The organism is Rhodococcus sp. IEGM 1305, assembly GCF_030058635.1.
Lineage (GTDB): Bacteria > Actinomycetota > Actinomycetes > Mycobacteriales > Mycobacteriaceae > Rhodococcus_F > Rhodococcus_F opacus_D.
In genome coordinates this window covers 33,283-53,547 of record NZ_JASHKX010000045.1, presented here as the reverse complement: position 1 = coordinate 53,547, position 20,265 = coordinate 33,283, and the positions used below count along the sequence as shown (strand labels likewise).

Annotated in this window: 21 protein-coding genes, 1 tRNA gene and 1 pseudogene; 8 read left to right on the top strand and 15 right to left on the bottom strand. The window is 68.8% G+C overall.

Annotated elements, in window-relative coordinates; all coding sequences use genetic code 11:
• The 7 genes and pseudogenes from QM693_RS33320 to QM693_RS33290 all read right to left on the bottom strand — a co-directional run.
• Positions 1-587, bottom strand: a pseudogene (locus QM693_RS33320) (malate synthase G); the annotation flags it as partial.
• 134 nt (positions 588-721) lie between these two features.
• On the bottom strand, positions 722-1,687 hold the full coding sequence (locus QM693_RS33315; protein ID WP_037229417.1) for a sulfite exporter TauE/SafE family protein: 966 nt from the start codon (positions 1,685-1,687) through the stop codon (positions 722-724).
• A gap of 262 nt (positions 1,688-1,949) precedes the next feature.
• The gene (locus QM693_RS33310; RefSeq protein ID WP_283354457.1) at positions 1,950-3,194 is read right to left on the bottom strand and encodes a saccharopine dehydrogenase family protein; all 1,245 of its coding nucleotides are present in this window, start codon (positions 3,192-3,194) and stop codon (positions 1,950-1,952) included.
• Positions 3,195-3,229: 35 nt separating this feature from the next.
• On the bottom strand, positions 3,230-3,634 hold the full coding sequence (locus QM693_RS33305; RefSeq protein WP_283354456.1) for a DUF2784 domain-containing protein: 405 nt from the start codon (positions 3,632-3,634) through the stop codon (positions 3,230-3,232).
• Positions 3,635-3,710: 76 nt separating this feature from the next.
• A complete protein-coding gene (locus tag QM693_RS33300) occupies positions 3,711-4,127 on the bottom strand; it encodes a universal stress protein (protein WP_009473568.1) in 417 nt (138 codons plus the stop codon).
• A 105-nt stretch (positions 4,128-4,232) separates the two neighbouring features.
• Positions 4,233-5,687: an SDR family NAD(P)-dependent oxidoreductase gene (locus tag QM693_RS33295; RefSeq protein ID WP_280780028.1), complete on the bottom strand. Its 1,455-nt coding sequence runs from the start codon at positions 5,685-5,687 to the stop codon at positions 4,233-4,235.
• Positions 5,688-5,759: 72 nt separating this feature from the next.
• Positions 5,760-5,845, bottom strand: a tRNA-Leu gene (locus tag QM693_RS33290).
• A 111-nt stretch (positions 5,846-5,956) separates the two neighbouring features.
• Here QM693_RS33290 and QM693_RS33285 point away from each other — a divergent pair.
• Both QM693_RS33285 and QM693_RS33280 read left to right on the top strand, forming a co-directional pair.
• Positions 5,957-7,309 (top strand): M20/M25/M40 family metallo-hydrolase, encoded by a 1,353-nt coding sequence (locus tag QM693_RS33285; protein WP_105416290.1) that lies wholly within the window; start codon positions 5,957-5,959, stop codon positions 7,307-7,309.
• Positions 7,310-7,343: 34 nt separating this feature from the next.
• Positions 7,344-7,874 (top strand): YbhB/YbcL family Raf kinase inhibitor-like protein, encoded by a 531-nt coding sequence (locus tag QM693_RS33280; RefSeq protein ID WP_005243092.1) that lies wholly within the window; start codon positions 7,344-7,346, stop codon positions 7,872-7,874.
• A 76-nt stretch (positions 7,875-7,950) separates the two neighbouring features.
• Here QM693_RS33280 and QM693_RS33275 read toward each other — a convergent pair whose 3' ends face one another.
• Genes QM693_RS33275 through QM693_RS33265 form a run of 3 tightly spaced genes read right to left on the bottom strand, consistent with a single transcriptional unit; the run spans position 7,951 to position 10,282 of the window.
• A complete protein-coding gene (locus tag QM693_RS33275) occupies positions 7,951-9,021 on the bottom strand; it encodes a quinone-dependent dihydroorotate dehydrogenase (RefSeq protein ID WP_283354455.1) in 1,071 nt (356 codons plus the stop codon).
• Positions 9,022-9,031: 10 nt separating this feature from the next.
• Complete coding sequence (locus tag QM693_RS33270; protein ID WP_005243088.1) at positions 9,032-9,271, bottom strand: DUF5703 family protein; 240 nt, start codon at positions 9,269-9,271, stop codon at positions 9,032-9,034.
• The gene (locus QM693_RS33265) at positions 9,272-10,282 is read right to left on the bottom strand and encodes an NHL repeat-containing protein (protein ID WP_283354454.1); all 1,011 of its coding nucleotides are present in this window, start codon (positions 10,280-10,282) and stop codon (positions 9,272-9,274) included.
• A gap of 185 nt (positions 10,283-10,467) precedes the next feature.
• Here QM693_RS33265 and QM693_RS33260 point away from each other — a divergent pair, with 185 nt between their 5' ends.
• On the top strand, positions 10,468-10,821 hold the full coding sequence (locus tag QM693_RS33260) for a hypothetical protein (protein ID WP_005243085.1): 354 nt from the start codon (positions 10,468-10,470) through the stop codon (positions 10,819-10,821).
• Between the two features lie 10 nt (positions 10,822-10,831).
• On the opposite strand, the gene QM693_RS33255 is transcribed toward QM693_RS33260, so the two are convergent.
• The 5 genes from QM693_RS33255 to QM693_RS33235 all read right to left on the bottom strand — a co-directional run bounded on the left by QM693_RS33255 (position 10,832) and on the right by QM693_RS33235 (position 15,528).
• Positions 10,832-11,710, bottom strand: coding sequence for a heme ABC transporter ATP-binding protein (locus QM693_RS33255; protein WP_283335157.1), 879 nt, complete (start codon positions 11,708-11,710; stop codon positions 10,832-10,834).
• A complete protein-coding gene (locus QM693_RS33250; protein ID WP_037229443.1) occupies positions 11,707-12,780 on the bottom strand; it encodes a FecCD family ABC transporter permease in 1,074 nt (357 codons plus the stop codon). Before QM693_RS33250 ends, QM693_RS33255 begins: the two co-directional genes overlap by 4 nt.
• Positions 12,777-13,817 carry a heme/hemin ABC transporter substrate-binding protein gene (locus tag QM693_RS33245; RefSeq protein ID WP_283335156.1) on the bottom strand — a complete coding sequence of 347 codons (1,041 nt, stop codon included), beginning with the start codon at positions 13,815-13,817 and terminating at the stop codon, positions 12,777-12,779. Before QM693_RS33245 ends, QM693_RS33250 begins: the two co-directional genes overlap by 4 nt.
• Positions 13,814-14,500, bottom strand: coding sequence for a biliverdin-producing heme oxygenase (locus QM693_RS33240; protein ID WP_283335155.1), 687 nt, complete (start codon positions 14,498-14,500; stop codon positions 13,814-13,816). Before QM693_RS33240 ends, QM693_RS33245 begins: the two co-directional genes overlap by 4 nt.
• 98 nt (positions 14,501-14,598) lie before the next feature.
• Entirely contained in the window at positions 14,599-15,528 is a 930-nt protein-coding gene (locus QM693_RS33235; RefSeq protein ID WP_280780035.1) for an aldo/keto reductase, read from the bottom strand.
• A gap of 236 nt (positions 15,529-15,764) precedes the next feature.
• On the opposite strand from QM693_RS33235, the gene QM693_RS33230 reads away from it, so the two are divergent.
• The 5 genes from QM693_RS33230 (at position 15,765) to mshC (ending at position 20,247) form a co-directional block, all read left to right on the top strand.
• Positions 15,765-16,610, top strand: a complete 846-nt coding sequence (locus QM693_RS33230) for an undecaprenyl-diphosphate phosphatase (RefSeq protein ID WP_043788485.1) — start codon at positions 15,765-15,767, stop codon at positions 16,608-16,610.
• Positions 16,611-16,650: 40 nt separating this feature from the next.
• A complete protein-coding gene (locus tag QM693_RS33225; RefSeq protein ID WP_011594100.1) occupies positions 16,651-17,349 on the top strand; it encodes a histidine phosphatase family protein in 699 nt (232 codons plus the stop codon).
• Positions 17,350-17,525: 176 nt separating this feature from the next.
• Complete coding sequence (locus QM693_RS33220) at positions 17,526-18,119, top strand: DUF3090 domain-containing protein (RefSeq protein ID WP_005243068.1); 594 nt, start codon at positions 17,526-17,528, stop codon at positions 18,117-18,119.
• 3 nt (positions 18,120-18,122) lie between these two features.
• On the top strand, positions 18,123-18,926 hold the full coding sequence (locus QM693_RS33215; protein ID WP_283354453.1) for an SCO1664 family protein: 804 nt from the start codon (positions 18,123-18,125) through the stop codon (positions 18,924-18,926).
• Between the two features lie 73 nt (positions 18,927-18,999).
• On the top strand, positions 19,000-20,247 hold the full coding sequence (gene mshC / locus QM693_RS33210) for a cysteine--1-D-myo-inosityl 2-amino-2-deoxy-alpha-D-glucopyranoside ligase (RefSeq protein ID WP_283354452.1): 1,248 nt from the start codon (positions 19,000-19,002) through the stop codon (positions 20,245-20,247).
• Positions 20,248-20,265: the final 18 nt, after the last annotated feature.

The window sequence follows — 20,265 nt, the reverse complement described above, 5'->3', positions numbered from 1 at the left end:
TCGACGGTGTAGCGGGCGGCGTCGGCGTGCGACCCGGTCGTCAGGGGGGCGGCGGTGTCGAGGAAGGTGCGCGCCCAGGCGATGACCTTGTCGCCGCGGACCTTGTTGTAGGAGCTCCCGGCCTCCGCGCCGCCGTCGTCGGGGATGGCGTTGGTGCCGTACAGGGCGTCGTACAACGACCCCCACCTCGCGTTGGAGGCGTTCAGCGCGAAGCGGGCGTTGAGGACCGGGACCACCAGCTGCGGGCCGGCGGTCGAGGTGATCTCGGTGTCCACGTTCGCCGTGGACACCTCGAACGGGGCCGGTTCGGGCGCCAGGTACCCGATCTCGGTCAGGAACGCCTTGTACTCGGCCGGGTCGATCACGGCGGCGGCCCGGTCGCGGTGCCAGGAATCGATCCGGGCCTGCAGGTCGTCGCGGGTGGCGAGCAGGGCCTTGTTCTTCGGCGCCAGCTCGTCGATCACCTTGGCCGCACCCGACCAGAACCCGTCGGCGTCCACCCCGGTCCCCGGCAGCGCCTCCTCGTTCACGAAGTCGTAGAGCACCTTCGCGACCTGCAGACCGCCGACCTCAACACGCTCAGTCATGAAATGCCTCACTGTTCCGCACTTGGAGCACCGGACGGGTGCCATGAACCGCAGCCAATGTTACCCGCTGGTAAGGATGCGGTGTGGCAGATGCTCGGCGGAGGATCGCCCCGAGGTGAGGGCGGGAAGTGAGGTCAGGCCTTCTCGCCGGTGGACGGCTCCAGAGACGGGGCCTCCGACTCGATGGGCGTGTCGTTCTCGGCGTCGATCCGGTGCAGATCGCCTGCGGCCTCTGCCGCGCTGAGACGCGAACGACGCCAGGCGACGACCAGCAGTCCGGCCCACACCGCAACGAGAGCGAGGTACCCGAGGGTGGCGGCGACACCGGTGACGTCGAACGTCTTGAACAGCTTCTGCGCGTTGGTGATGATGATGATGCCGCCGACACCGGTACCCAGAAGGGTCGCGGGCACCCGGCTGACGAGCCAGGCGGCGAGCGGTGCGGCGATGATGCCCCCGAGAGCCAGCCCCGCGATGATGGGGATGTTGTCGAAGAAGTCGCTGCCGAGACCGAAGATGAACCCGATGCTGGCCGCGGCGGACACCAGGAACTCCGACGCGCTGACCGAACCGATGACGGTGCGCGGTGCGGTCTTGCCGCGCGAGAGCAGCGTGCTGGTGGTGATCGGCCCCCAGCCGCCGCCGCCGCTCGCGTCGATGAATCCACCGAACAGGCCGAGCGGTGACAGGAACTTCGCCGTGTGCGGCGACGTCCGGGCGTCGTTGACGGCGGGAGGGCGGATCGAGAAGCGGAGCAGGACGTACACACCGATCGCCAGCAGGATCGTCGACGTCACGGGGACGGCGGCGGCCGTCGACAACTGGGACAGCACCGTCGCACCGAGGAACGCGCCGATGGCGCCGGGGACACCCAGGCGCAGTACGAGGGCCCAGTCGATGTTGCGGAACCGCCAGTGCGACGCGCCGGAGGCGAGCGTGGTGCCGACCTCGGCGAAATGCACTGCTGCGCTGGCGTGTGCCGGTCCGACGCCGCTGAACACGAGCAGGGTGGTCGCAGTCACGCCGAAGGCCATGCCGAGAGCGCCGTCGACCAGCTGGGCACCCACGCCGACCAGCGTGAAAATCAAGAGCTTGAACATCGAGACTCCGACCGAGAGAGCGAACCGTCAGGGCAGCAAAGACCAGCGAGCAGGCTGGTCAGCAACATCCCTGGTCGAAGGCATGGCCTCGGCGGGAGGGCCAGAAGGGCATGAGGGCGAGCGAGGCCGCGGGGCCTGCCTGCGCGCTCGTGCCGTTCACTCGGACTCCCACATCTCTCGTCGCGTGCGCGGCCGTCCGCGCACAAGGCTCGACACTAGCTGGAGGGGTGGGCGCGTGTCATCTTCACACGCGCCCAACCGCTCACAGTTTTCGCGCAGAGATCTCGAAGCCCGCGTCGCGCAGCCGTGTCACCAGGACGTCGCCGAGTGCCGTCGCGGGGGTGAGGACACCGGCCGAATCCGGCAGTGCATCGCCGCCGAGGACGAGGCTCAGCGCGGATTCGCCGAGCATCACCGCGGTGGCGCTGTATCCGGGGTCGCCCTTCGCCTTCACCCGCGACGTGTAGCGCGCGCCCGTGGTGGTGGTCGTGTACACGTCGATGGTGAAGTGGCCCTTGCGCTGCGCCTCTTCGCTGGGGCCGTCGCCCGGTGAGGGCAGAACGCGGTCGAGGACGTACCGGGTGGGCGGGAGGGCCATTCCGACGATCAACGCGCCGAGGCCGGCCGCCACCGCACCCGCGATCACCGGTGTGATCGGGGAGCTTCCGACGTTCATGACCTCGCGGTACTTGAATTCGCGACCGTAGGCCCAGTCGCGGAGCGCGTTACTGCGCCGCACGACCCGGGTGTTGTAGGGGCCCATGAAGAAGGGGGCCTTCCACCCCTTCAGGCCGGGTGCGATGTCCTTGCCGTTGACCACGCTCATGTCGGACTGCTTGCCGAGGTCCGGTTCCTTCGAGCGGTCGGGGCTCAGCGAGTACGGCGACGCCGCGAGATGCCGCGACGCCGGATTCTTCTTCGACACGTCCACCTGTGTGCGCAGCGAATCGATCGTGCCGCCGCTGACGCCGCCGCGCACAGATGTGACCACCAGGGTGGTGTCGGTGAGTTCGCCGGCGCCGTCCTCCCGGACCTTCTCGTGCAGGACGTGCACCCCGAGGTCGGACGGAATCGAGTCGAACCCGCAGGAGTGGACGATCCGGGCGCCGGTCTCGCGGGCCCGATCGTGGTTGGCGTCGATGCTCTCGCGGGCGAACAGCACCTCTCCGGTGAGGTCGACGTAGTCGGTGCCCGCCTCGGCGCAGGCCGACGCGAGGGCGTGTCCGTACTTGGCGTACGGCCCGACCGTCGTCGCGACCACCTGGGTGCGTCCCGCCAGGGCTGCGAGCGACGGGGCGTCGTCGGAGTTCGCGACGATGAGGGGCCATTGCGCCGCGCGCGGACCGAGCGAGGACCGCACCGCTTCGAGTTTGGCGGCTGTCCGCCCCGCGAGCGCGATCCGCACGCCGTCCGGGGCGTGCTGTGCGAGATAGTTGGCGAGAAGTGTGCCGACGAAGCCGGTGGCCCCGTAGACGACGAGATCCAATTCACGTGCGCTGTCTGTCATGGCACGACCCTACTCGGCGGTAGGGAAGCGGGAGCTCAGACTCCGGTACCGGGGTGGGTGGGTGCGAGGGGTACGCGGGTGCGGAGGCGCAGGACGACGTAGCCGACCCACGAGGTGACGACGCCGAGCGCGACGAGAGTTTGGATCGCTCCCGCGGCGGATTCCGGGTAGACGACCCCGGTGAGGTAGTGGGAGATGAACCCGGACGAGGGGAGTGGGTCCTGCCCGGCGCGGACCCGGGCCCAGCTCTCCACGTGTGTCAGCGGACAGTCGATGCCGACGAGGAGGCCGGTGAATCCCCAGGCCACCGCGGCGAGGTGGAGGGCGATGGTGCGCGGCCAGTGCCAGGCGAGAAACCCGCCGCACACGACGTAGAGGATGAAGATCAGGTGCGCGACGGCAGTGGCGTCGGCGACGACCTCGAAGAAGACGTTCCCCATCGATGCACCCCTGACATCCGAAGTTCCCCCTACGCCATCGTAGGCGTCGCCCGGCCGGGTCCGCCGGGTAACGGGCTCAGGCGGTGCCGCGCACGTCTTCCTTGACCACCAGGATCGGAATGTCGACCTCGAGCAGGAGGCGCTGCAGCCACCGTTCCAGGAGGAACTTGCCGATCGGGGACATGCGCCGGGTACCCACGACGAGCAGATCCGCACCGCTGCTGTCGACCAGCGCGCACAGTGCGCTCACCTGATCTCCGTCGTGTTCGTTGGTGCGCAGTTCCCACGACGACTCGCCGACCCCGCCGCCCTCGAGCGTCGCCTGGATCTCGGCGCGCAAGGCGGACCGGTCGGACTCGGCGTCCTGCCCGGGGTCGTCGTCGAGGACGTGGAGGACGAGCAGCTGTTCCCGTCGTTGCACAGCCTCGCGGGCGGCGTGGACGATGGCCGCCCGGCCTTCCGGGCTGTCTCGGTGGACAACGGCTATCGCCATGAAGCGCCTCCATTTGCAGGTATCGGTACGACCCCTATTATCCCCGTGCCGGAGAGTGCTCCGGCTGTGTCGATGCTCTCGTAGGCGGATCCGAGCTGTGTTCGATCACCAGGGTGAGGGCTCGTAGTCCTTCAGGAAGCAGCCGTGCAGATCGACGCCCTGCTCGCCCTGGACGATGGGGTCGTAGACGCGGGCGGCGCCGTCGACGAGGTCGAGGGGGGCGTGGAAACCCTCGTCGGCCAGGCGCATCTTGGTGTAATGCGGCCGCTCGTCGGTGATCCACCCGGTGTCCACCGCGGTCATGAGGATGCCGTCCTCGAGCATCTCCTTGGCGCTGGTGCGGGTGAGCATGTTCAGCGCGGCCTTCGCCATGTTGGTGTGCGGATGCCCCGGGCCCTTGTAGGCGCGGCTGAACTGGCCCTCCATCGCGGAGACGTTCACCACGTACTTGCGGCGGGCGCCTGCCGCCGCCATCGCGGGGCGCAGCCGGGACACGAGGATGAACGGGGCGACCGAGTTGCACAACTGCACCTCGAGCAGCTCGATCGGGTCGACTTCCTCGACCGTCTGGACCCAGCTGTTCGTGTGCGCGAGGTCGGGCAGGAGTCCGCCGGCGTCGATCGCCAGACCCTGGTCGATGCGATCGGGGGATGCCGACTTCGCGACCAGCGCAAGTGAGCTCACCGCGTCGGGGGACAGTGCGGCGCCCGCCATCGCGGACACGTCGGACAGTGAACCGGCGAGTGCCGCCGGGTGGGCGTCGCTCGTCTTGCCGAACGTCAGGACGTCGGGCAGGTCGCCGGAGGGAAGGGCACCGGACTCGGCATCCGCGAGCGCGCTGTAGGCGCCGGGGGAGCGTCGCACCGTCTGCGCGGCGTTGTTGATCAGGATGTCCAGCGGGCCCTGCGCGGCAACGGAGTCGGCGAGCGCGACGACCTGCGCCGGGTCGCGCAGATCGATTCCGACGACGCGCAGCCGGTGGATCCACTCGCTGCTGTCCTCCATCGCCTTGAACCGGCGGATGGCGTCGTTGGGGAAGCGTGTCGTGATCGTCGTGTGGGCTCCGTCGCGGAGCAACCGCAGCGCGATGTACATGCCGATCTTGGCGCGGCCGCCGGTCAGCAGCGCCCGGCGTCCGGTGAGGTCGGCGCGCGCGTCCCGCTTGGCGCGGCTCGTCGCCGCGCAGTCGGGGCACAGCTGGTGGTAGAAGGCGTCGACCCGGGTGTACCGCTGCTTGCAGATGTAGCACGGGCGGGGCCGGATCAGGGTGCCCGCGGACGCGCCGTCGGCGTTCGACGTGAGGGGGATGCCTGCGGTCTCGTCGTCGATTCGATCGGGGGAACCCGTGGCGGTCGCGGCGACGACCTGACGGTCGGCCTCGGAGACGGCGTCGCGGGCCGCGATCCGCCTGCGCTTCTTCAACTTCTTGAAGAGGTGACCGACGGCGCGCTGGACCGTGACGGAATCGGGATCCGCGTCGTCGAGTTCCGCCGCCTGATCGAGAACCTTCAAGCAGATCTCGAGCTCCGACGGATCGATCGTCGTCGTTGTTTCACCCATCGAACTTCGCCCTCTCACGAAGAAGGCCCCGGTTCGATGAACCGGGGCCTTTTCGTCTGTCTCAACTCAGAGTGTCCGAGGGGGGACTTGAACCCCCACGTCCGTTAATAGGACACTAGCACCTCAAGCTAGCGCGTCTGCCATTCCGCCACTCGGACTTGCTTGCCCCCATTTCCTGGGTGCTGCAAAAGATTAACCGATGAACCGCCACGGCCCAAATCGCCCCTCTCACCTGAGCGTTTCCGCTGCTGCGGTGGTAGGAAAGTGGAGTGCCAACTACACAGGAAACCCCAGGCCAGGGTCGCGCCGAAGCCGAAGTCGTGGATCTCGTCAGTTCACTGATCCGCTTCGACACGTCCAACACCGGAGAGCTCGCCACGACGAAGGGCGAACGCGAGTGTGCGGAGTGGGTGGCGGCCCAGCTGCAGGAAGTGGGTTACGAGACCGAGTACGTGGAGTCGGGTGCACCGGGCCGCGGCAACGTATTCGCGCGGCTGAAGGGGTCGAACCCCGACCGCGGCGCCCTCATGCTGCACGGCCACCTCGACGTCGTTCCCGCCGAGCCGGCGGACTGGCGCGTCCACCCGTTCTCCGGAGCCGTCGAGGACGGATACGTGTGGGGTCGCGGCGCCGTCGACATGAAGGACATGGTCGGGATGATCCTGGCGGTGGCCCGCCAGTTCAAGGCCGAGGGAATCGTTCCTCCCCGCGATCTCGTGTTCGCCTTCGTCGCCGACGAAGAGGCCGGTGGCAAGTACGGCTGCCAGTGGCTGGTCGAGAATCGCCCTGACCTGTTCGAGGGTGTGACGGAAGCGGTCGGTGAGGTCGGTGGTTTCTCCCTGACCGTTCCGCGACCGGACGGCACCGACCGCAGGCTCTATCTCGTCGAGACCGCCGAGAAGGGCCTCGGATGGATGCGGCTGACGGCCAAGGGCCGGGCCGGGCACGGTTCGTTCCTGCACACCGACAACGCCGTCACCATCCTGGCGCAGGCAGTCGCCCGGCTGGGTGCGCACACCTTCCCGTTGGTCATCTCCGATTCGGTGGCCGAATTCCTCGCAGCGGCGGGTGAAGAGACCGGACTCGACTTCGACCCGAAGTCGCCCGACCTCGACGGCACCCTCGCGAAACTCGGCACCATCGCCAACATCATCGGTGCCACCCTGCGCGACACCGCGAACCCGACCATGCTCTCTGCCGGCTACAAGGCCAACGTCATCCCGCAGACCGCGGAGGCCGTCGTCGACTGCCGGATCCTGCCCGGCAGGCAGGCCGAGTTCGAGGCGACGGTCGACGAGCTCATCGGGCCGGACGTCCAGCGTGAATGGATCACGAAACTCGATTCCTACGAGACGACGTTCGACGGGCATCTGGTCGACGCCATGAACGACGCGATCCTCGCGCACGATCCCGGTGCCCGGACCGTGCCCTACATGCTGTCGGGTGGAACCGACGCCAAGGCGTTCGCGAAGCTCGGCGTCCGGTGCTTCGGGTTCGCTCCGCTGCAGCTGCCCGCCGACCTGGATTTCAGCGCGCTGTTCCACGGTGTCGACGAACGGGTACCGGTCGACGCACTACTGTTCGGTACACGCGTGCTGGAACATTTTCTGCTCCACAGCTGATCCGAGAACCGATACGCGACAAGAGAGGAACCGCATGTCACACGACCCGTACGAGGCACTTCCCGACCTGCCGAGTTTCGAGCTGACCTCCACCGACGTCACCGACGGGCAGCCGCTGAACAAGGAACAGGTCAGCGGAATCTTCGGCGCCGGCGGCTACGACAACTCACCGCAGCTGTCGTGGTCGGGATTCCCCGCCGAGACCAAGAGCTTCGCGGTGACGGTGTACGACCCCGACGCGCCGACGGCGTCCGGATTCTGGCACTGGGCTGTTGCCAACATTCCGGCCGACACGACCACGCTGGTGAGCGGTGCAGGCGACGACGACGGAACCGGGCTGCCGAGCGGTGCGATCACGCTGAAGAACGACGCCGGATTGCGTCGCTTCCTCGGTGCGGCACCGCCGGAAGGACACGGTCCGCACCGCTACATCTTCGTGGTCCACGCGCTCGACGTGGAGACCCTCGACGGGGTCACGGCCGATTCGACGCCGGCGTTCCTGGGTTTCAACCTGTTCTCGCATGCGATCGCTCGCGCGAAGATCCAGGGGACGTACGAGCAGTAGCCCGGTAGCTCCGGAAAGACTTAGGTGGCCGGCGAATCCTCGGATTCGCCGGCCACCTGTCTGTGTGCGGTCGGTGTCAGCGCACGGCGCCTGCGCCGACCGCATCGGCGACGGAGGAGTAGCCGGCCTCGCGCACCTTCCGGGCCAGCCCCTTGTGGATGCGGCGTGCCCAGAACGGCCCACCGTAGATGAATCCGGTGTAACCCTGCACGAGGGACGCCCCGGCCAGGATCCGGTCCCACGCCTGGTCGACGGTCTCGATGCCGCCGACGGAGATCAGCACCAGGCGATCACCCACCCGCGCGTGCAGGCGGCGGAGGACCTCGAGGGATCGTTCGGCGACCGGAGGTCCCGACAACCCGCCCGCGCCGATCGCCGCCACCGCGTCGTCCGGGGTGTTCAGCCCGTCTCGGCGGATCGTCGTGTTGGTCGCGACGATGCCCGCCAGGCCGAGTTCGAGCGCGAGATCCGCGACCGCGTCGACGTCGTCGTCGGACAGGTCGGGTGCGATCTTCACCAGAACCGGGACGGTCACGCAGTCGAGAACGGCACGCAGGAGAGGTCGGAGAGATTCGACGGCCTGCAGGTCCCGCAGTCCCGGGGTGTTCGGGGAGCTGACGTTGACCACCATGAAATCGGCCAGCGGACCGAGCAGTTGCGCGCTCGCCGTGTAATCGGCCGGGGCGTCCGCGGCGTCGACGATCTTGGTCTTGCCGATGTTCGCGCCGATCGGCACACCGGCCCGGCGCTGACGGAGATGATTGGCGGCATTGCCTGCACCGTGATTGTTGAAACCCATCCGGTTGATCAGGGCGCGGTCCGCGGGCAGCCGGAACAGGCGGGGAGACGGGTTGCCGGGCTGGGCCTGGGCGGTGACGGTGCCCACCTCGGCGAAACCGAAGCCGAGGGGGCCCCACGCGTCGACGCCGGTCGCATCCTTGTCGAACCCGGCGGCGAGTCCGAGCGGCGCCGGGAAGTCGAGTCCGAACACGGTGTTCCGCAGTACCGGATCGTCCACGACGAGAACCTTGCCGACGAGCTGGCGCAGCGGCGAGAACCGCGTGACCAGGCGCATCGCGGCGAAGGCCAGGTGATGGATCCGCTCCGGCGGAACGCGGAACATCACCCGTAACAGCAGGTGGTACAAGGAGGTCTCCCTAGATTGCGGGGTCGGGGACATGGTGAGCGGTCTTCCTTCGTTTGAGCAGCACACGGCGGCTTCCGTCGGAGTACAGGCGGACTCGGGACAGCTCCCAGCCACCGAATTCCGCCTGGATGGCCAACCTCATCGAAGCGCTGATGCGGGTGACGTCGGGTGGCAGCCGAAGCGGCACGTACTCGAAGTCCTCGGATTCGATCTCCCACCCGGAGGGGAGTCGACGTGAATGCGATGCCATCTACGAACTCCTCGTCGGGATCTGCTGTAGGCCGTCTCCCGTCGCGGAACCGATCAGGAGGTCACCGTTCACGGTATCCACAGTGACAGAGTTCGGCTGCCGGACGGTGGGATACCGCGCCGTTTCCACGCCGACACCACTCGACAGGTCGAATCCGACCACTTCGTTGGTCTCGGTCAGCGTGACCCACGCGCGGTCGGCAGTGTCGTCGTAGGCGACGGCGTACGGAGCGAGCCCGGCGGGGAACCGCTGACGGAGCATCAGTGTGTCGGTGGTGTAGGCGAGCAGTTCGTCGCCGGTGGTGTCGGTGACGAGGATTCGTCCGTAATGATCGGTCGTGAGTTGAGTCGCGCCTTCCCCGGCGCGCAGCGCGACACCGAGCGCGGCAGCGGGGACGTCGATGGCGGTGACGGACGTCTGACCACGATCGAGAGCGGTGAGCGAGTCGCCGACGACGGCAAGTCCGTCGACAGACGTGAGACCGCCGATCACCTGTGACTCGTTCGTCTCGGTGTTCACGATGTGAATCTCGCCATTGCCCAGGCCCATCGCCAGCCGCCCGTCGGGCAGTTGGGCGACCGACCGGACGTCGCCGTCGGCGGGGACGAACGTCACCTCACCCGTCCGCAGGTCCAGGCGTCCTACCTGGGTGTTCAGGGCGAGTAGCGCCACACCACCGGGGGCAAGGGAGACCTGGGCGACGGTGTCGTCCAGCGGAATCACCCGCGGAGGCGCCGTGAAATCCCCCGCCGGGAACAGCAGGACCTGGTTGCCTTCGCCTCCCAGCACGACGGTCGTGCGGGTCTCGGGGTCGAATGTGGTGGACTCGATCGGCACGCCGACAGGGTGGACGACACCGGCAGGCGTGGTGTTCTGGGCCGGGGACTGCGCGGCACTCGCGGGCGCGATCGTGATCGCCTGATCCTCGTCGGAGTTCGACGAACAGCCCGTGACCAGTAGAAATGCCACTCCGATACACGAGGCGACGACGCGCGCTCCCGGTCTACCCATGTGCTGCTCCTCGGGGTTCTCTCATCGACCTACACCTGTACAACTGCCCACAAGCATCCCTGATCCGCGAAACGCCCACGAAATGCGGTCGGTGCCGAGCGGGTGCCGAGGCGATACCGTGAGAAACATCGACCCCGCGCCCGGCGGTCTCCCGATCGCCGGCCCAGGTCATCGAGGAGAAGACCGTGGAAATACCCGAAACACCGACGTTCACCGTCGAAGACATCTCGGTAGGACCGCACGCACACGGCTTCGGCCGGACCGCAGAAGGTAACTCCTACGCATTCCGGGTGCGCAAGAGCACGATGCACGTCGAGGTCTACCGCGCCGACGTGGAAACCGAGGTCCCGGCTCCGGACGACATCGTCGCGTCGGCGCGGCGCTCGGTGCGGGAGATCGACCTGACCGATGAACGCAGCATCGTCGCCGTCGTGAGAGATGCCGTGTCCGATCCCGATTCCCACGTGGCAGGGCCGGAGGACGGGATCACCGTCCGTGCGGTCCTCAGCCGTCTCGGGGCGGTCATCGACGGGCTGTGAACCCCGCGGTCTAGCGCCGGTCGCGGCGGGGGAGGACGAGGGTCGCACCGGTCACCGGGTGCTCGATGACCTCGACGGGGTGCCCGTACACCCGGGTCAGCAATGCCTCGGACAGAACGTCGGCGGGCGGGCCGTCGGCGGCGACACGTCCCTGCTCGAGGACCACGATCCGGTCCGCATATGCGGCGGCGAGCGCGAGGTCGTGGAGGACGACCACCACCGCGGTACCCTGCTCCGCGCGGGAGCGGGCGAGACGCATCACGGTCTCCTGGTGCCCGAGGTCGAGGGCGGCGGTGGGCTCGTCGAGCAGGATCGTCTCGGTGCGCTGCGCCAGCACCCGCGCCAGGGCCACCCGGGCACGTTCGCCACCCGACAGCGCGGTGAACGGCCGGTCGGCGAATGCCACGACGTCGCAGATCCGCATGGCCTCGGCGATCGCGGCGGCGTCGTCGTCGGAGCGGGGGGTGCGCGCCCACGGTGAGCGGCCCATCGTGATCACCTGACGTGCGGTGAACGAGAATCCGACCGTGTTCTGCTGGGGAAGGACCGCCCGGCGCTGGGCCATCTCGAGCGCCGTCCACTCGCCGAGGTCCCGGTCGTCGAGGTGCACGGTTCCCGTGTGCACGTCCTGATCGCCCGACAGCGCCGCGAGGAGGGTCGACTTGCCTGCCCCGTTGGGGCCGACGAGAACGAGGACCTCGCCGATCCGCACGTCCACGGACACGTCGTCGAGCACGGGCCTGCCCCCGCGGGTGACGGCGATGCCGTCCGCCCGCAGCGTCACGGCCCCCGAGGAGCGCGGCGGGGGCACCGGGTCGGTCCGTCGGAACAGGCTCTGCTCGATGGCCTCGCCGACCCGGGTGCGGAGCGGGTGGAATGCCGGACTCATGCCCACCCGCCCTGACTGGCCCGGGTGCGGCGCAACAACCAGAAGAAGAACGGCCCGCCGACCAGGGCCGTCAGCATGCCGAGCGGAAGGTCCGCGTTCGCCACGAGGGACCGGGCGCCCAGGTCGGCGAGGAGCAGCACGAGCGAGCCGCACAGCGCGCTCGCCGGAATCAGGGCCCGGTGGCCCGGCCCGACGGCGATGCGCATCAGGTGCGGGACCACCAGGCCGACGAACAGGATGATGCCGGTGAAGGCCACGCTGGACGAGACGAGCAGGGCGACGATCAGCACGGCGATCTGACGCAGTCGCTCGACGTCGAGGCCGAGGTGCCGGGCCGCGCTCTCGCCGAGAGACAGCAGGTCGAGTTTCCCGGCGATCATCATCGTGGCGGCGATCCCGGCGACGGTCATCGGCGCCACCACCGCGACGGCGTTCCAGGTGGCCCCGTTGAGGCTGCCCAGTTGCCAGAACACGATCTGATCGCGCGCCGCGGGGGACGCGACGAACGTGAAGAAGGCGATGAGGCCGCCGGCGAACGCGTTGACCGCCACCCCGGTGAGGACGAGGGTGACCACCTCGGTGCGGCCCTCGTGCCGGGCGAGGACGTACACGGCGACGGTGGTGATCAGGCCCGCGACGAATGCGGCCGCGGCCACCGTCCACCCGGCCGCGAACGCGCCGCCGACCACGATGGCGGCGCTGGCGCCGACCGCGGCGCCTGCCGACACCCCGATGACGCCGGGTTCGGCGAGCGGGTTGGCGAACACACCCTGCAGCAGCGCTCCCGCGCATCCGAGCGCCGCCCCGACCAGGATGGCGAGGACCACGCGCGGGAACCGAACCTCCCACAGCGTCACCTCACCACTGGGATGCGCGGGCATCGGTCCGAGATCCAGTCCGATTCGGTGCAGGATGCTGCCGAGAACCTCTCCGGGTCCGGTCGGCACCTGCCCAATGCAGGCCGAGAAGACGGCGGCGACAGCAAGGGCGATCAGCAGACCGCCGAGAACGGCACCGGTTCGAGTGCGTGAGGAAGGCTTACCCGGAGCGTGGAGGTCTTCGACGGTCATGGATTGGCGGTCGGGTAGACGGCGTCGGCCAGCGCGCCGAGAACACGGCCCGTGTTGGGGCCGAAGCTGAGCAGCACCCCGTCCTGCATGTCGACGACGCGCTGGTTCTTGCCCGCCGGAGTCTGCGCCACCCCGGGGATCTTCTCGAGTCCCTCGATGCCGCCGATCGATTCGAGCCCGCCCGTCATCATCAGGAGGACGTCGGGAGCGGCGGCGATCAGAGCCTCGCTGGTGATCGGCGCGAACTGCTGCGTGATGCCCGATGCGGTGCCGGCGTCGACTGCGCCGAGCGCGTCGATCAGCGAGTCGGCGCCCGACCCGGGGCCGCCGATCATGGTGATCGCGGTGCCGCGCAGATAGAGGAACGCGATCTTCAGGGGATCGTCGCCCTGGGGGGCGCGACTCCGGGCGGCGGCGATCTCACTCTCGGTGCGGGCCGCGAGTTCGCGGCCCTGCTCGGGCACGCCGAGCGCATTCGCCACCGCCGTGATCTGATCGGGCACGCCCTCGAGGGTCCGCGTCGGATCGAAGAAGACGACGGGAACACCGGCTGCCCGCAGCTGATCCTGCACGGCCTGCGGTCCGATGCTGGTGTCGGTGAGGATCACCGTCGGCGCCAGGTCGAGGATGGCCTCGGCGTTGAGGGACTGCCCGCCCGGTGTCACCACCGGCACGTCCTGTGCGGCCGGGAACTCGGAGGCGATGTCCCGGCCCACCACGTTGTCGCCGAGTCCGAGTGCGAAGACCGTCTCGGTGAGCGTTCCGTAGCGGTCCGCGGTCACGATCCTGCTCGCGTCCGTGATCGTCACGTCCACCCCGTCGAAACTGCGGACCGTGACGGGCAGCACCGGCGTGGCAGGGGAATCGAGGGGTTCGGGATTCAGGTCGTCGAGGACCGCCGTGCGCGCACCGCCGGTGCCGCCGGCGCTGTCACCGGCGCCGGAAGTGCACGCCGTCACCGCTATCGCCGACACGAGAAGCAGGACGAGAACGGCGAACAGCGACCTGTCCGTGCGGGTCCGGAACACCGATCTCATCGTGCGAGGTACCGGTCGATGTCCGCTTCGAGGGCGGCGAACAGGTCGCCGTTGAGCCGGTAGGCGAGGTTGACCTCGTCGATCACCCGCTGCTGGTCCGCCGGAGTCAGGGGCGCGGCGTCGAGTTTCGCGCGGTAGGTGTCCTTGAACACCTTCGGTTTCGGGATCTCGTCGAAGATGTAGAACTGCAGGCCGTCGGTGGTGTACCCGTAGGCGCGTTCGAGCATGCGCCGGATGATCTGCCCGCCGGACAGGTCTCCCAGGTACCGGATGTAGTGGTGCGCAACGAAACCGGCGGGCCACTCGTACGCCACCTCGCGGAGCCGCTCCACGTAACGGGTGGTGGCGGGCAGTGCGGCCACCGTCTCGCGCCACGACGGCCCGCGCAGGAACTCGAGATCCGCTTCCAGCGACGGAACCCGCAGCAGTTCGTCGTGGAGAAACGGCGACGCGACGGGGTTGCCGGTGTGGGTGCGCCCGGCGTCCTCGAGTTCGCAGTAGACGAGGTACGTCTGCGCGAGCAGTTCGGCGTAGCCGTCCGAGGTGAGTTCACCGGCGAGGAGGGCCCCGACGAAGCGGGACTGCTCCGTCTCCCGGTGAGCGGCGTCCGTCCCCGCCTTGATGCGCTCGGCGAAGCCGACGGTTCGGCGATCGGCCGCGTCGGCCTCGTTCAGCGTGGTCATGGACTCTCCTGCAGATCTACGGGCGTCGGCCGGTGGGCACCAGGTTAGCCTGCCCTGCACGTGAACTGCAGGTGCATGTCTGCCTGCTCCTGCACACGCTAGGCGCTGACGTCGTCGAGCGCCGCCGCGATCGCGGCGGGCAACTCCAGTTCCTCGGCGACGAGCACCCCGGTCAGCTGTGCGATGTCCCTCGCCCCGACGACCGCGCTCGCAACACCCGGACGGTCGCGCGCCCACGCGAGCGCGACGGCCAGCGGGGACGTGCCGAGCCCGTCGGCCGCGGTCACGACCGCGTCGACCACCCGGACGGAGGAGTCGCCGAGGTAACTCTGGACGTCCTGCGCGTGCGCGTCGTCGGCACCGCGGGAATCGACGGGGATGCCGTTGCGGTATTTGCCGGTCAGGACTCCGCGGGCGAGCGGCACCGCAGCGAACACACCGATGCCGTGATGTACCGCGGCCGGAACCAGTTCTTCCTCGACTCCCCGGGCGAGCAGCGAGTACTCCACCTGGGTGGCGACGAGCGTGGTGCCGCGGGACGCGCCTGCCGCGGTGGCCAGCTGCCACCCGAGGTAACCCCGCGCCCCGACGTACCGGACCCGGCCGCTCGCCACCGCGAAATCGAGTGTGGCGGCGACCTCGTCGACCGGCGTGAACGGATCCCAGGTGGCGACCTGCCACATGTCCAGGTAGTCGGTGCCGAGTTCGCGCAGAGTGGCGTCGAGCTGGGCGACGAGACCGCGCCGCGAGCAGTCGATTCGTGACGGACCCGACGGGTTGATCCCGGAACTCGAGCTCAGGACGAGTTCCGTTCGCGGCACCACGTCGTCGAGCAGTTCCGCCAGGATCCGCTGCGCCACACCGTCGCCGTACGCGGGCGAGGTGTCGACGAGCGTTCCGCCCGCATCGACGAACGCCGCGATCTGCGCCGCGGCCTCGTCGCCGTCCGTGTCCCGACCCCAGGTGAGCGTGCCCAGGCCGAGTCGTGACACTCGCAACCCGCTTGCTCCGACCGATCTCTGTTCCATAACCGCCTGCGTCTCGTACCGTAGCTGCAACCCCGGCGTCACCCCCGAAGATGCTGGTGCCCCCCGGAACCGGCCACCACAGGTGCAGAGTAGTGGGGTATCGCGGGGCAGGGGGTCCTGCCACGCCGGATTCTGCCGGAGGTCGCCCTCCCCGGTACCGTGGCGCCGGTGAATTACGAACGCGACATGGGAAATTGGCGTCAGAGCGGCACATTCGACCTCGGGACCGGTGAGTGATGGGCGAGGCGATGTCCTGGCTCCAGGCGATTGTCCTCGGTGCGGTCCAGGGATTGACCGAGTTCCTGCCGATCTCCTCGTCCGGCCATCTTCGGATCGTGTCGGAGATCTTCTTCGGTGACGACGCCGGTGCGTCCTTCACCGCCGTCACCCAGCTCGGCACGGAAGCCGCGGTGCTCATCTACTTCGCCCGCGACATCGGACGGATCATCGCCGGATGGTTCCGGGGACTGTTCCATCCCGAGCATCGCAGTGATCTCGATTACCGGATGGGCTGGTATGTGATCATCGGCACGATCCCGGTGGGTGTGCTCGGGTTCCTGTTCAAGGACCAGATCCGCACCGGTGCCCGCAACCTGTGGCTGATCGCCACCATGCTGATCGTGTTCGCGTTGGTCATCGCGGCGGCCGAGTACTACGGGCGGAAGGTGCGTCCCGTCGAGGACCTGCGTGCCAAGGACGGCATCATCATGGGTTCCGCCCAGGCGCTCGCACTGATCCCGGGCGTCTCGCGGTCGGGCGGCACGATCAGCGCAGGCCTCTTCCTCGGACTCACCCGTGAAGCCGCGGCGCGCTACTCCTTCCTCCTCGCGATCCCCGCGGTCGTCGCGTCCGGGCTGTTCAGCCTGCCGGACGCGTTCGAACCGGCCGGTGAGGGTCTCAACGCGAGCGGCCCGCAGCTTCTCGTCGCCACCGCGATCGCGTTCGCCATCGGCTACGCGTCGATCGCGTGGCTGCTCCGTTTCGTCGTCGACCACTCGATGTACTGGTTCGTCGGCTACCGCATCATCCTCGGCGTGATCGTCCTGTCGCTTCTCGCGACCGGCGTCGTGTCGGCCACCTGAGATCGGGCAGCCGGGGAGTGCACGACACTAGGCTGGGCCAATGACAGTTGTGCTGCTGCGCCACGGGCGGTCGACCTCGAACACTGCACACACGCTTGCCGGCCGGTCACCGGGAGTCGAACTCGACGACCGCGGCCGCGAGCAGGCGCAAGCCATCGTGTCCCGGCTCGCCGACGTGGCCATCGAGGAGATCGTGCATTCGCCGCTCGTGCGGTGCGAGCAGACCGTGGAACCGCTCGCCCGGGCCCGGGGCCTGACCCCCGTGGTGGAACATCGGCTGGTCGAGGTCGACTACGGCGAGTGGACCGGTCGCGAGCTGAAGGTCCTGCTCGAGGAACCGCTGTGGAAGATCGTGCAGCAGCACGCGTCCGCCGCGGTGTTCCCGGGGGGAGAAGGTCTGGCGCAGGTCCAGGCCCGGGCCGTCGCCGCGGTCCGCGAGCACGACGCACGGCTCGCGGAACTGCACGGCCGCGACGTCGTGTGGGTGGCGTGCTCACACGGCGACGTCATCAAGTCGGTCCTCGCGGACGCCCTCGGCGCGCACCTCGACGGATTCCAGCGGATCGTCGCCGAGCCGGCCTCGATCAGCGTCGTCCGGTACACCTCCACCCGTCCGTACGTGCTGAAGATGAACGACACCGGCGCCGATCTGTCCGGAGTCAACACGCCACCGGTGTCCGGAGACGGCGCCCGCGCCGAAGTATCCGGATCGGTGCCCGGCGGGGAGGTCCGCCTGTGAGGATTAGGCGGACCCCGCCGGTGACGATTAGGCGGACCCCGCCGGTGACGATTAGGCGGACCCCGCCGGTGACGATTGACGGATAATGAACGCAACATGCTGCGAGGAACAGTCCGAGACGGAACAACGAGTGGGCAGCGCCGCAGTAGGGCCCGGCTCCAGCCGAAGGAGGTGCAATGTCACGCGCAATTCACGTATTCCGCACTCCTGACCGATTCATTGCCGGGACGGTGGGTGAGCCCGGCGACAGGTCGTTCTATCTCCAGGCAGTACACGAGGCGCGAGTGATCAGCGTCCTGCTGGAGAAACAGCAGGTCCAGGTACTGGCCGACCGGATGGGGCTCCTCCTCGAGGAAGTGCACCGCCGGTTCGGGACGGAGGTTCCCCCGGAGGGGGCCGAACTCGACGACGCGAGCCCCCTCGTCACCCCGATCGACGCCGAGTTCCGGGTCGGCACGATGGGCCTGGGCTGGGACGCGGACGCCGGAGCCGTCGTGGTGGAACTGCTCGCCGTCAGCGAGACGGAGTTCGACGAGTCCGTCGTTCTCGACGACTCCGAGGACGGACCGGACGCCGTGCGCGTCTTCCTCACCCCGTTGCAGGCGCGGGACTTCTCGTTGCGGTCCGAACGGGTCATCGCCGCCGGACGCGCGCCGTGCCCGCTGTGCGGTGAGCCACTGGCGCCGGAGGGGCACATCTGCATCCGGACCAACGGGTACCGCCGTGGCCAGAGCTTCGGCCTCACCCCGGAGATGGACGAGGAGGACTGACGGGTGCCTGCCGAGGAGTCCGATCCTCTGGAGTCCGGCGAGCTGACCCTCATCGGCCAGATCACCCACGCCAGTAACGCCACCCTGGTGTGCGACGCGGTCGAGGGCGAGACCACCGTCCGCTGCGTGTACAAGCCGGTCCGCGGGGAGCGTCCGTTGTGGGACTTCCCCGACGGCACGCTCGCCGGACGTGAATACGCGTCGTATCTCGTATCCGAGCAGCTCGGGTGGGGTGTGATTCCCCGCACTCTCCTGCGGGACGGTCCGTTCGGCCCGGGAATGGTGCAGCGGTGGGTCGACACCCCCGACCGGCACGCCGACGACACCGGCGGTCTCGACCTGGTCGACATCTGCGCTCCCGACGCCGTTCCCGAGGGGTGGTTCGAAATCCTGCGCGCCACCGACATGGACGGAGAACCGGTCGCGCTCATCCACGCCGACGACCCGCGGCTACAGCGGATGGCGGTCCTCGACGTGCTGATCAACAACGCCGACCGCAAGGGCGGCCACGCACTCGAAGGGCTCGACGGGTCCGTCTACGGCGTCGACCACGGCATCTGCCTGCACACGGAGAACAAGCTGCGGACCGTGTTGTGGGGGTGGGCCGGGACGGAGGTGCCGGGCGCCCTCGTCGTCGACATCGCCGAACTGATCTCCTCGCTCGAGGGCGACTTCGGTACGCGACTGGGTGAGCACATCACGTCCGGCGAGGTCGCCGCGCTGTACGAGCGTGCCGTGGACCTCCTCACGGCACCGGTGATGCCCCGGCCGAACGGTCACCGGCCGATTCCGTGGCCCGCGTTCTGACGGAACCGTTCGGTGCCCGTGGGGGCGGCGGCTCCCTCCGAGGCGGAAATGCGGGTCCACTAGGCTCGCTCTCATGCAGTCTTGGTCCGAAACCGCTGTCCCGTCCGTTCCAGGCCAGGGGCCTCCGCTGCGGTTGTTCGACACCGCTGACCGGCAGGTACGTCCCGTCACTCCCGGACGCACGGCCACGATGTACGTGTGCGGTATCACCCCCTACGACGCCACCCACCTCGGTCACGCGGCCACGTACCTGACGTTCGATCTGGTGAACCGGATCTGGCGTGACGCCGGGCACGACGTGCACTACGTCCAGAACGTCACCGACGTCGACGACCCGCTGTTCGAGCGCGCCAACCGCGACGGCGAGGACTGGGTCGTCCTCGGCATGCGCGAGACCGCGCTGTTCCGCGAAGACATGGAAGCCCTCCGGGTGCTGCCCCCGCGCGACTACATCGGCGCGGTGGAGTCGATCGGCGAAGTGATCGAGATGGTCGAGAAGTTCGTCGCGTCCGGCGCCGCCTACGTCGTCGACGACCCCGAATTCCCCGACGTGTACTTCCGCGCCAATGCGACCGAGCAGTTCGGGTACGAGTCCGGCTACGACCGCGAGACGATGGACAAGTTCTTCGCCGAGCGCGGCGGCGACCCCGACCGCCCCGGCAAGGAAGATCCCCTCGACGCGCTGGTGTGGCGTGCGGTCCGCCCGGGGGAGCCGTCGTGGCCGTCGCCGTTCGGTCCCGGGCGCCCCGGCTGGCACATCGAGTGTTCGGCCATCGCCCTCAACCGCATCGGCTCGGGTTTCGACGTGCAGGGCGGCGGCAGCGACCTGATCTTCCCGCACCACGAGTACTCCGCGGCGCACGCCGAGTCGGCCACGGGCGACCGTCGCTTCGCCCGCCACTACGTGCACACCGGCATGATCGGTCTCGACGGCGAGAAGATGTCGAAGAGTCGCGGCAACCTCGTGTTCGTGTCGAAGCTGCGCGGCGAGGGTGTCGACCCGGCCGCCATCCGCCTCGGACTGCTGTCCGGGCACTACCGACAGGACCGCCCGTGGACCGAGCAGGTTCTCGCCGACGCCCACACCCGGCTGCAGCTGTGGAAGGACGCCGCCGCACTCGAGTCGGCGCAGTCGGCCACCGACACGATCGCCCGCCTGCGTCAGCATCTCGCGGACGATCTCGACACCCCGAAGGCGCTCGACGCCCTCGACGGCTGGGCCCGTCGCGCCCTCGACAACGGTGGCTCGGACACGAACGCGCCGGGCGAATTCGCCGCCGCCGTGGACGCCCTGCTCGGTGTGCGCCTCCGGCGCCCGTGAGTACTTGTCAACCGCCCG

Bases quoted from the DNA above. Each gene is read 5' to 3' on its own strand.
- QM693_RS33250 (WP_037229443.1), bottom strand. From the start codon at position 12,780: ATGACCGTCGAAGACCTCCACGCTCCGGGTAAGCCTTCCTCACGCACT.
- QM693_RS33265 (WP_283354454.1), bottom strand. From the start codon at position 10,282: ATGGGTAGACCGGGAGCGCGCGTCGTCGCCTCGTGTATCGGAGTGGCA.
- QM693_RS33270 (WP_005243088.1), bottom strand. From the start codon at position 9,271: ATGGCATCGCATTCACGTCGACTCCCCTCCGGGTGGGAGATCGAATCC.
- QM693_RS33225 (WP_011594100.1), top strand. From the start codon at position 16,651: ATGACAGTTGTGCTGCTGCGCCACGGGCGGTCGACCTCGAACACTGCA.
- QM693_RS33300 (WP_009473568.1), bottom strand. From the start codon at position 4,127: ATGGCGATAGCCGTTGTCCACCGAGACAGCCCGGAAGGCCGGGCGGCC.
- QM693_RS33245 (WP_283335156.1), bottom strand. From the start codon at position 13,817: ATGAGATCGGTGTTCCGGACCCGCACGGACAGGTCGCTGTTCGCCGTT.
- QM693_RS33315 (WP_037229417.1), bottom strand. From the start codon at position 1,687: ATGTTCAAGCTCTTGATTTTCACGCTGGTCGGCGTGGGTGCCCAGCTG.
- QM693_RS33235 (WP_280780035.1), bottom strand. From the start codon at position 15,528: ATGGAACAGAGATCGGTCGGAGCAAGCGGGTTGCGAGTGTCACGACTC.
- QM693_RS33230 (WP_043788485.1), top strand. From the start codon at position 15,765: ATGGGCGAGGCGATGTCCTGGCTCCAGGCGATTGTCCTCGGTGCGGTC.
- QM693_RS33280 (WP_005243092.1), top strand. From the start codon at position 7,344: ATGTCACACGACCCGTACGAGGCACTTCCCGACCTGCCGAGTTTCGAG.
- QM693_RS33240 (WP_283335155.1), bottom strand. From the start codon at position 14,500: ATGACCACGCTGAACGAGGCCGACGCGGCCGATCGCCGAACCGTCGGC.
- QM693_RS33295 (WP_280780028.1), bottom strand. From the start codon at position 5,687: ATGGGTGAAACAACGACGACGATCGATCCGTCGGAGCTCGAGATCTGC.
- QM693_RS33310 (WP_283354457.1), bottom strand. From the start codon at position 3,194: ATGACAGACAGCGCACGTGAATTGGATCTCGTCGTCTACGGGGCCACC.
- QM693_RS33220 (WP_005243068.1), top strand. From the start codon at position 17,526: ATGTCACGCGCAATTCACGTATTCCGCACTCCTGACCGATTCATTGCC.
- QM693_RS33305 (WP_283354456.1), bottom strand. From the start codon at position 3,634: ATGGGGAACGTCTTCTTCGAGGTCGTCGCCGACGCCACTGCCGTCGCG.
- mshC (WP_283354452.1), top strand. From the start codon at position 19,000: ATGCAGTCTTGGTCCGAAACCGCTGTCCCGTCCGTTCCAGGCCAGGGG.
- QM693_RS33255 (WP_283335157.1), bottom strand. From the start codon at position 11,710: ATGAGTCCGGCATTCCACCCGCTCCGCACCCGGGTCGGCGAGGCCATC.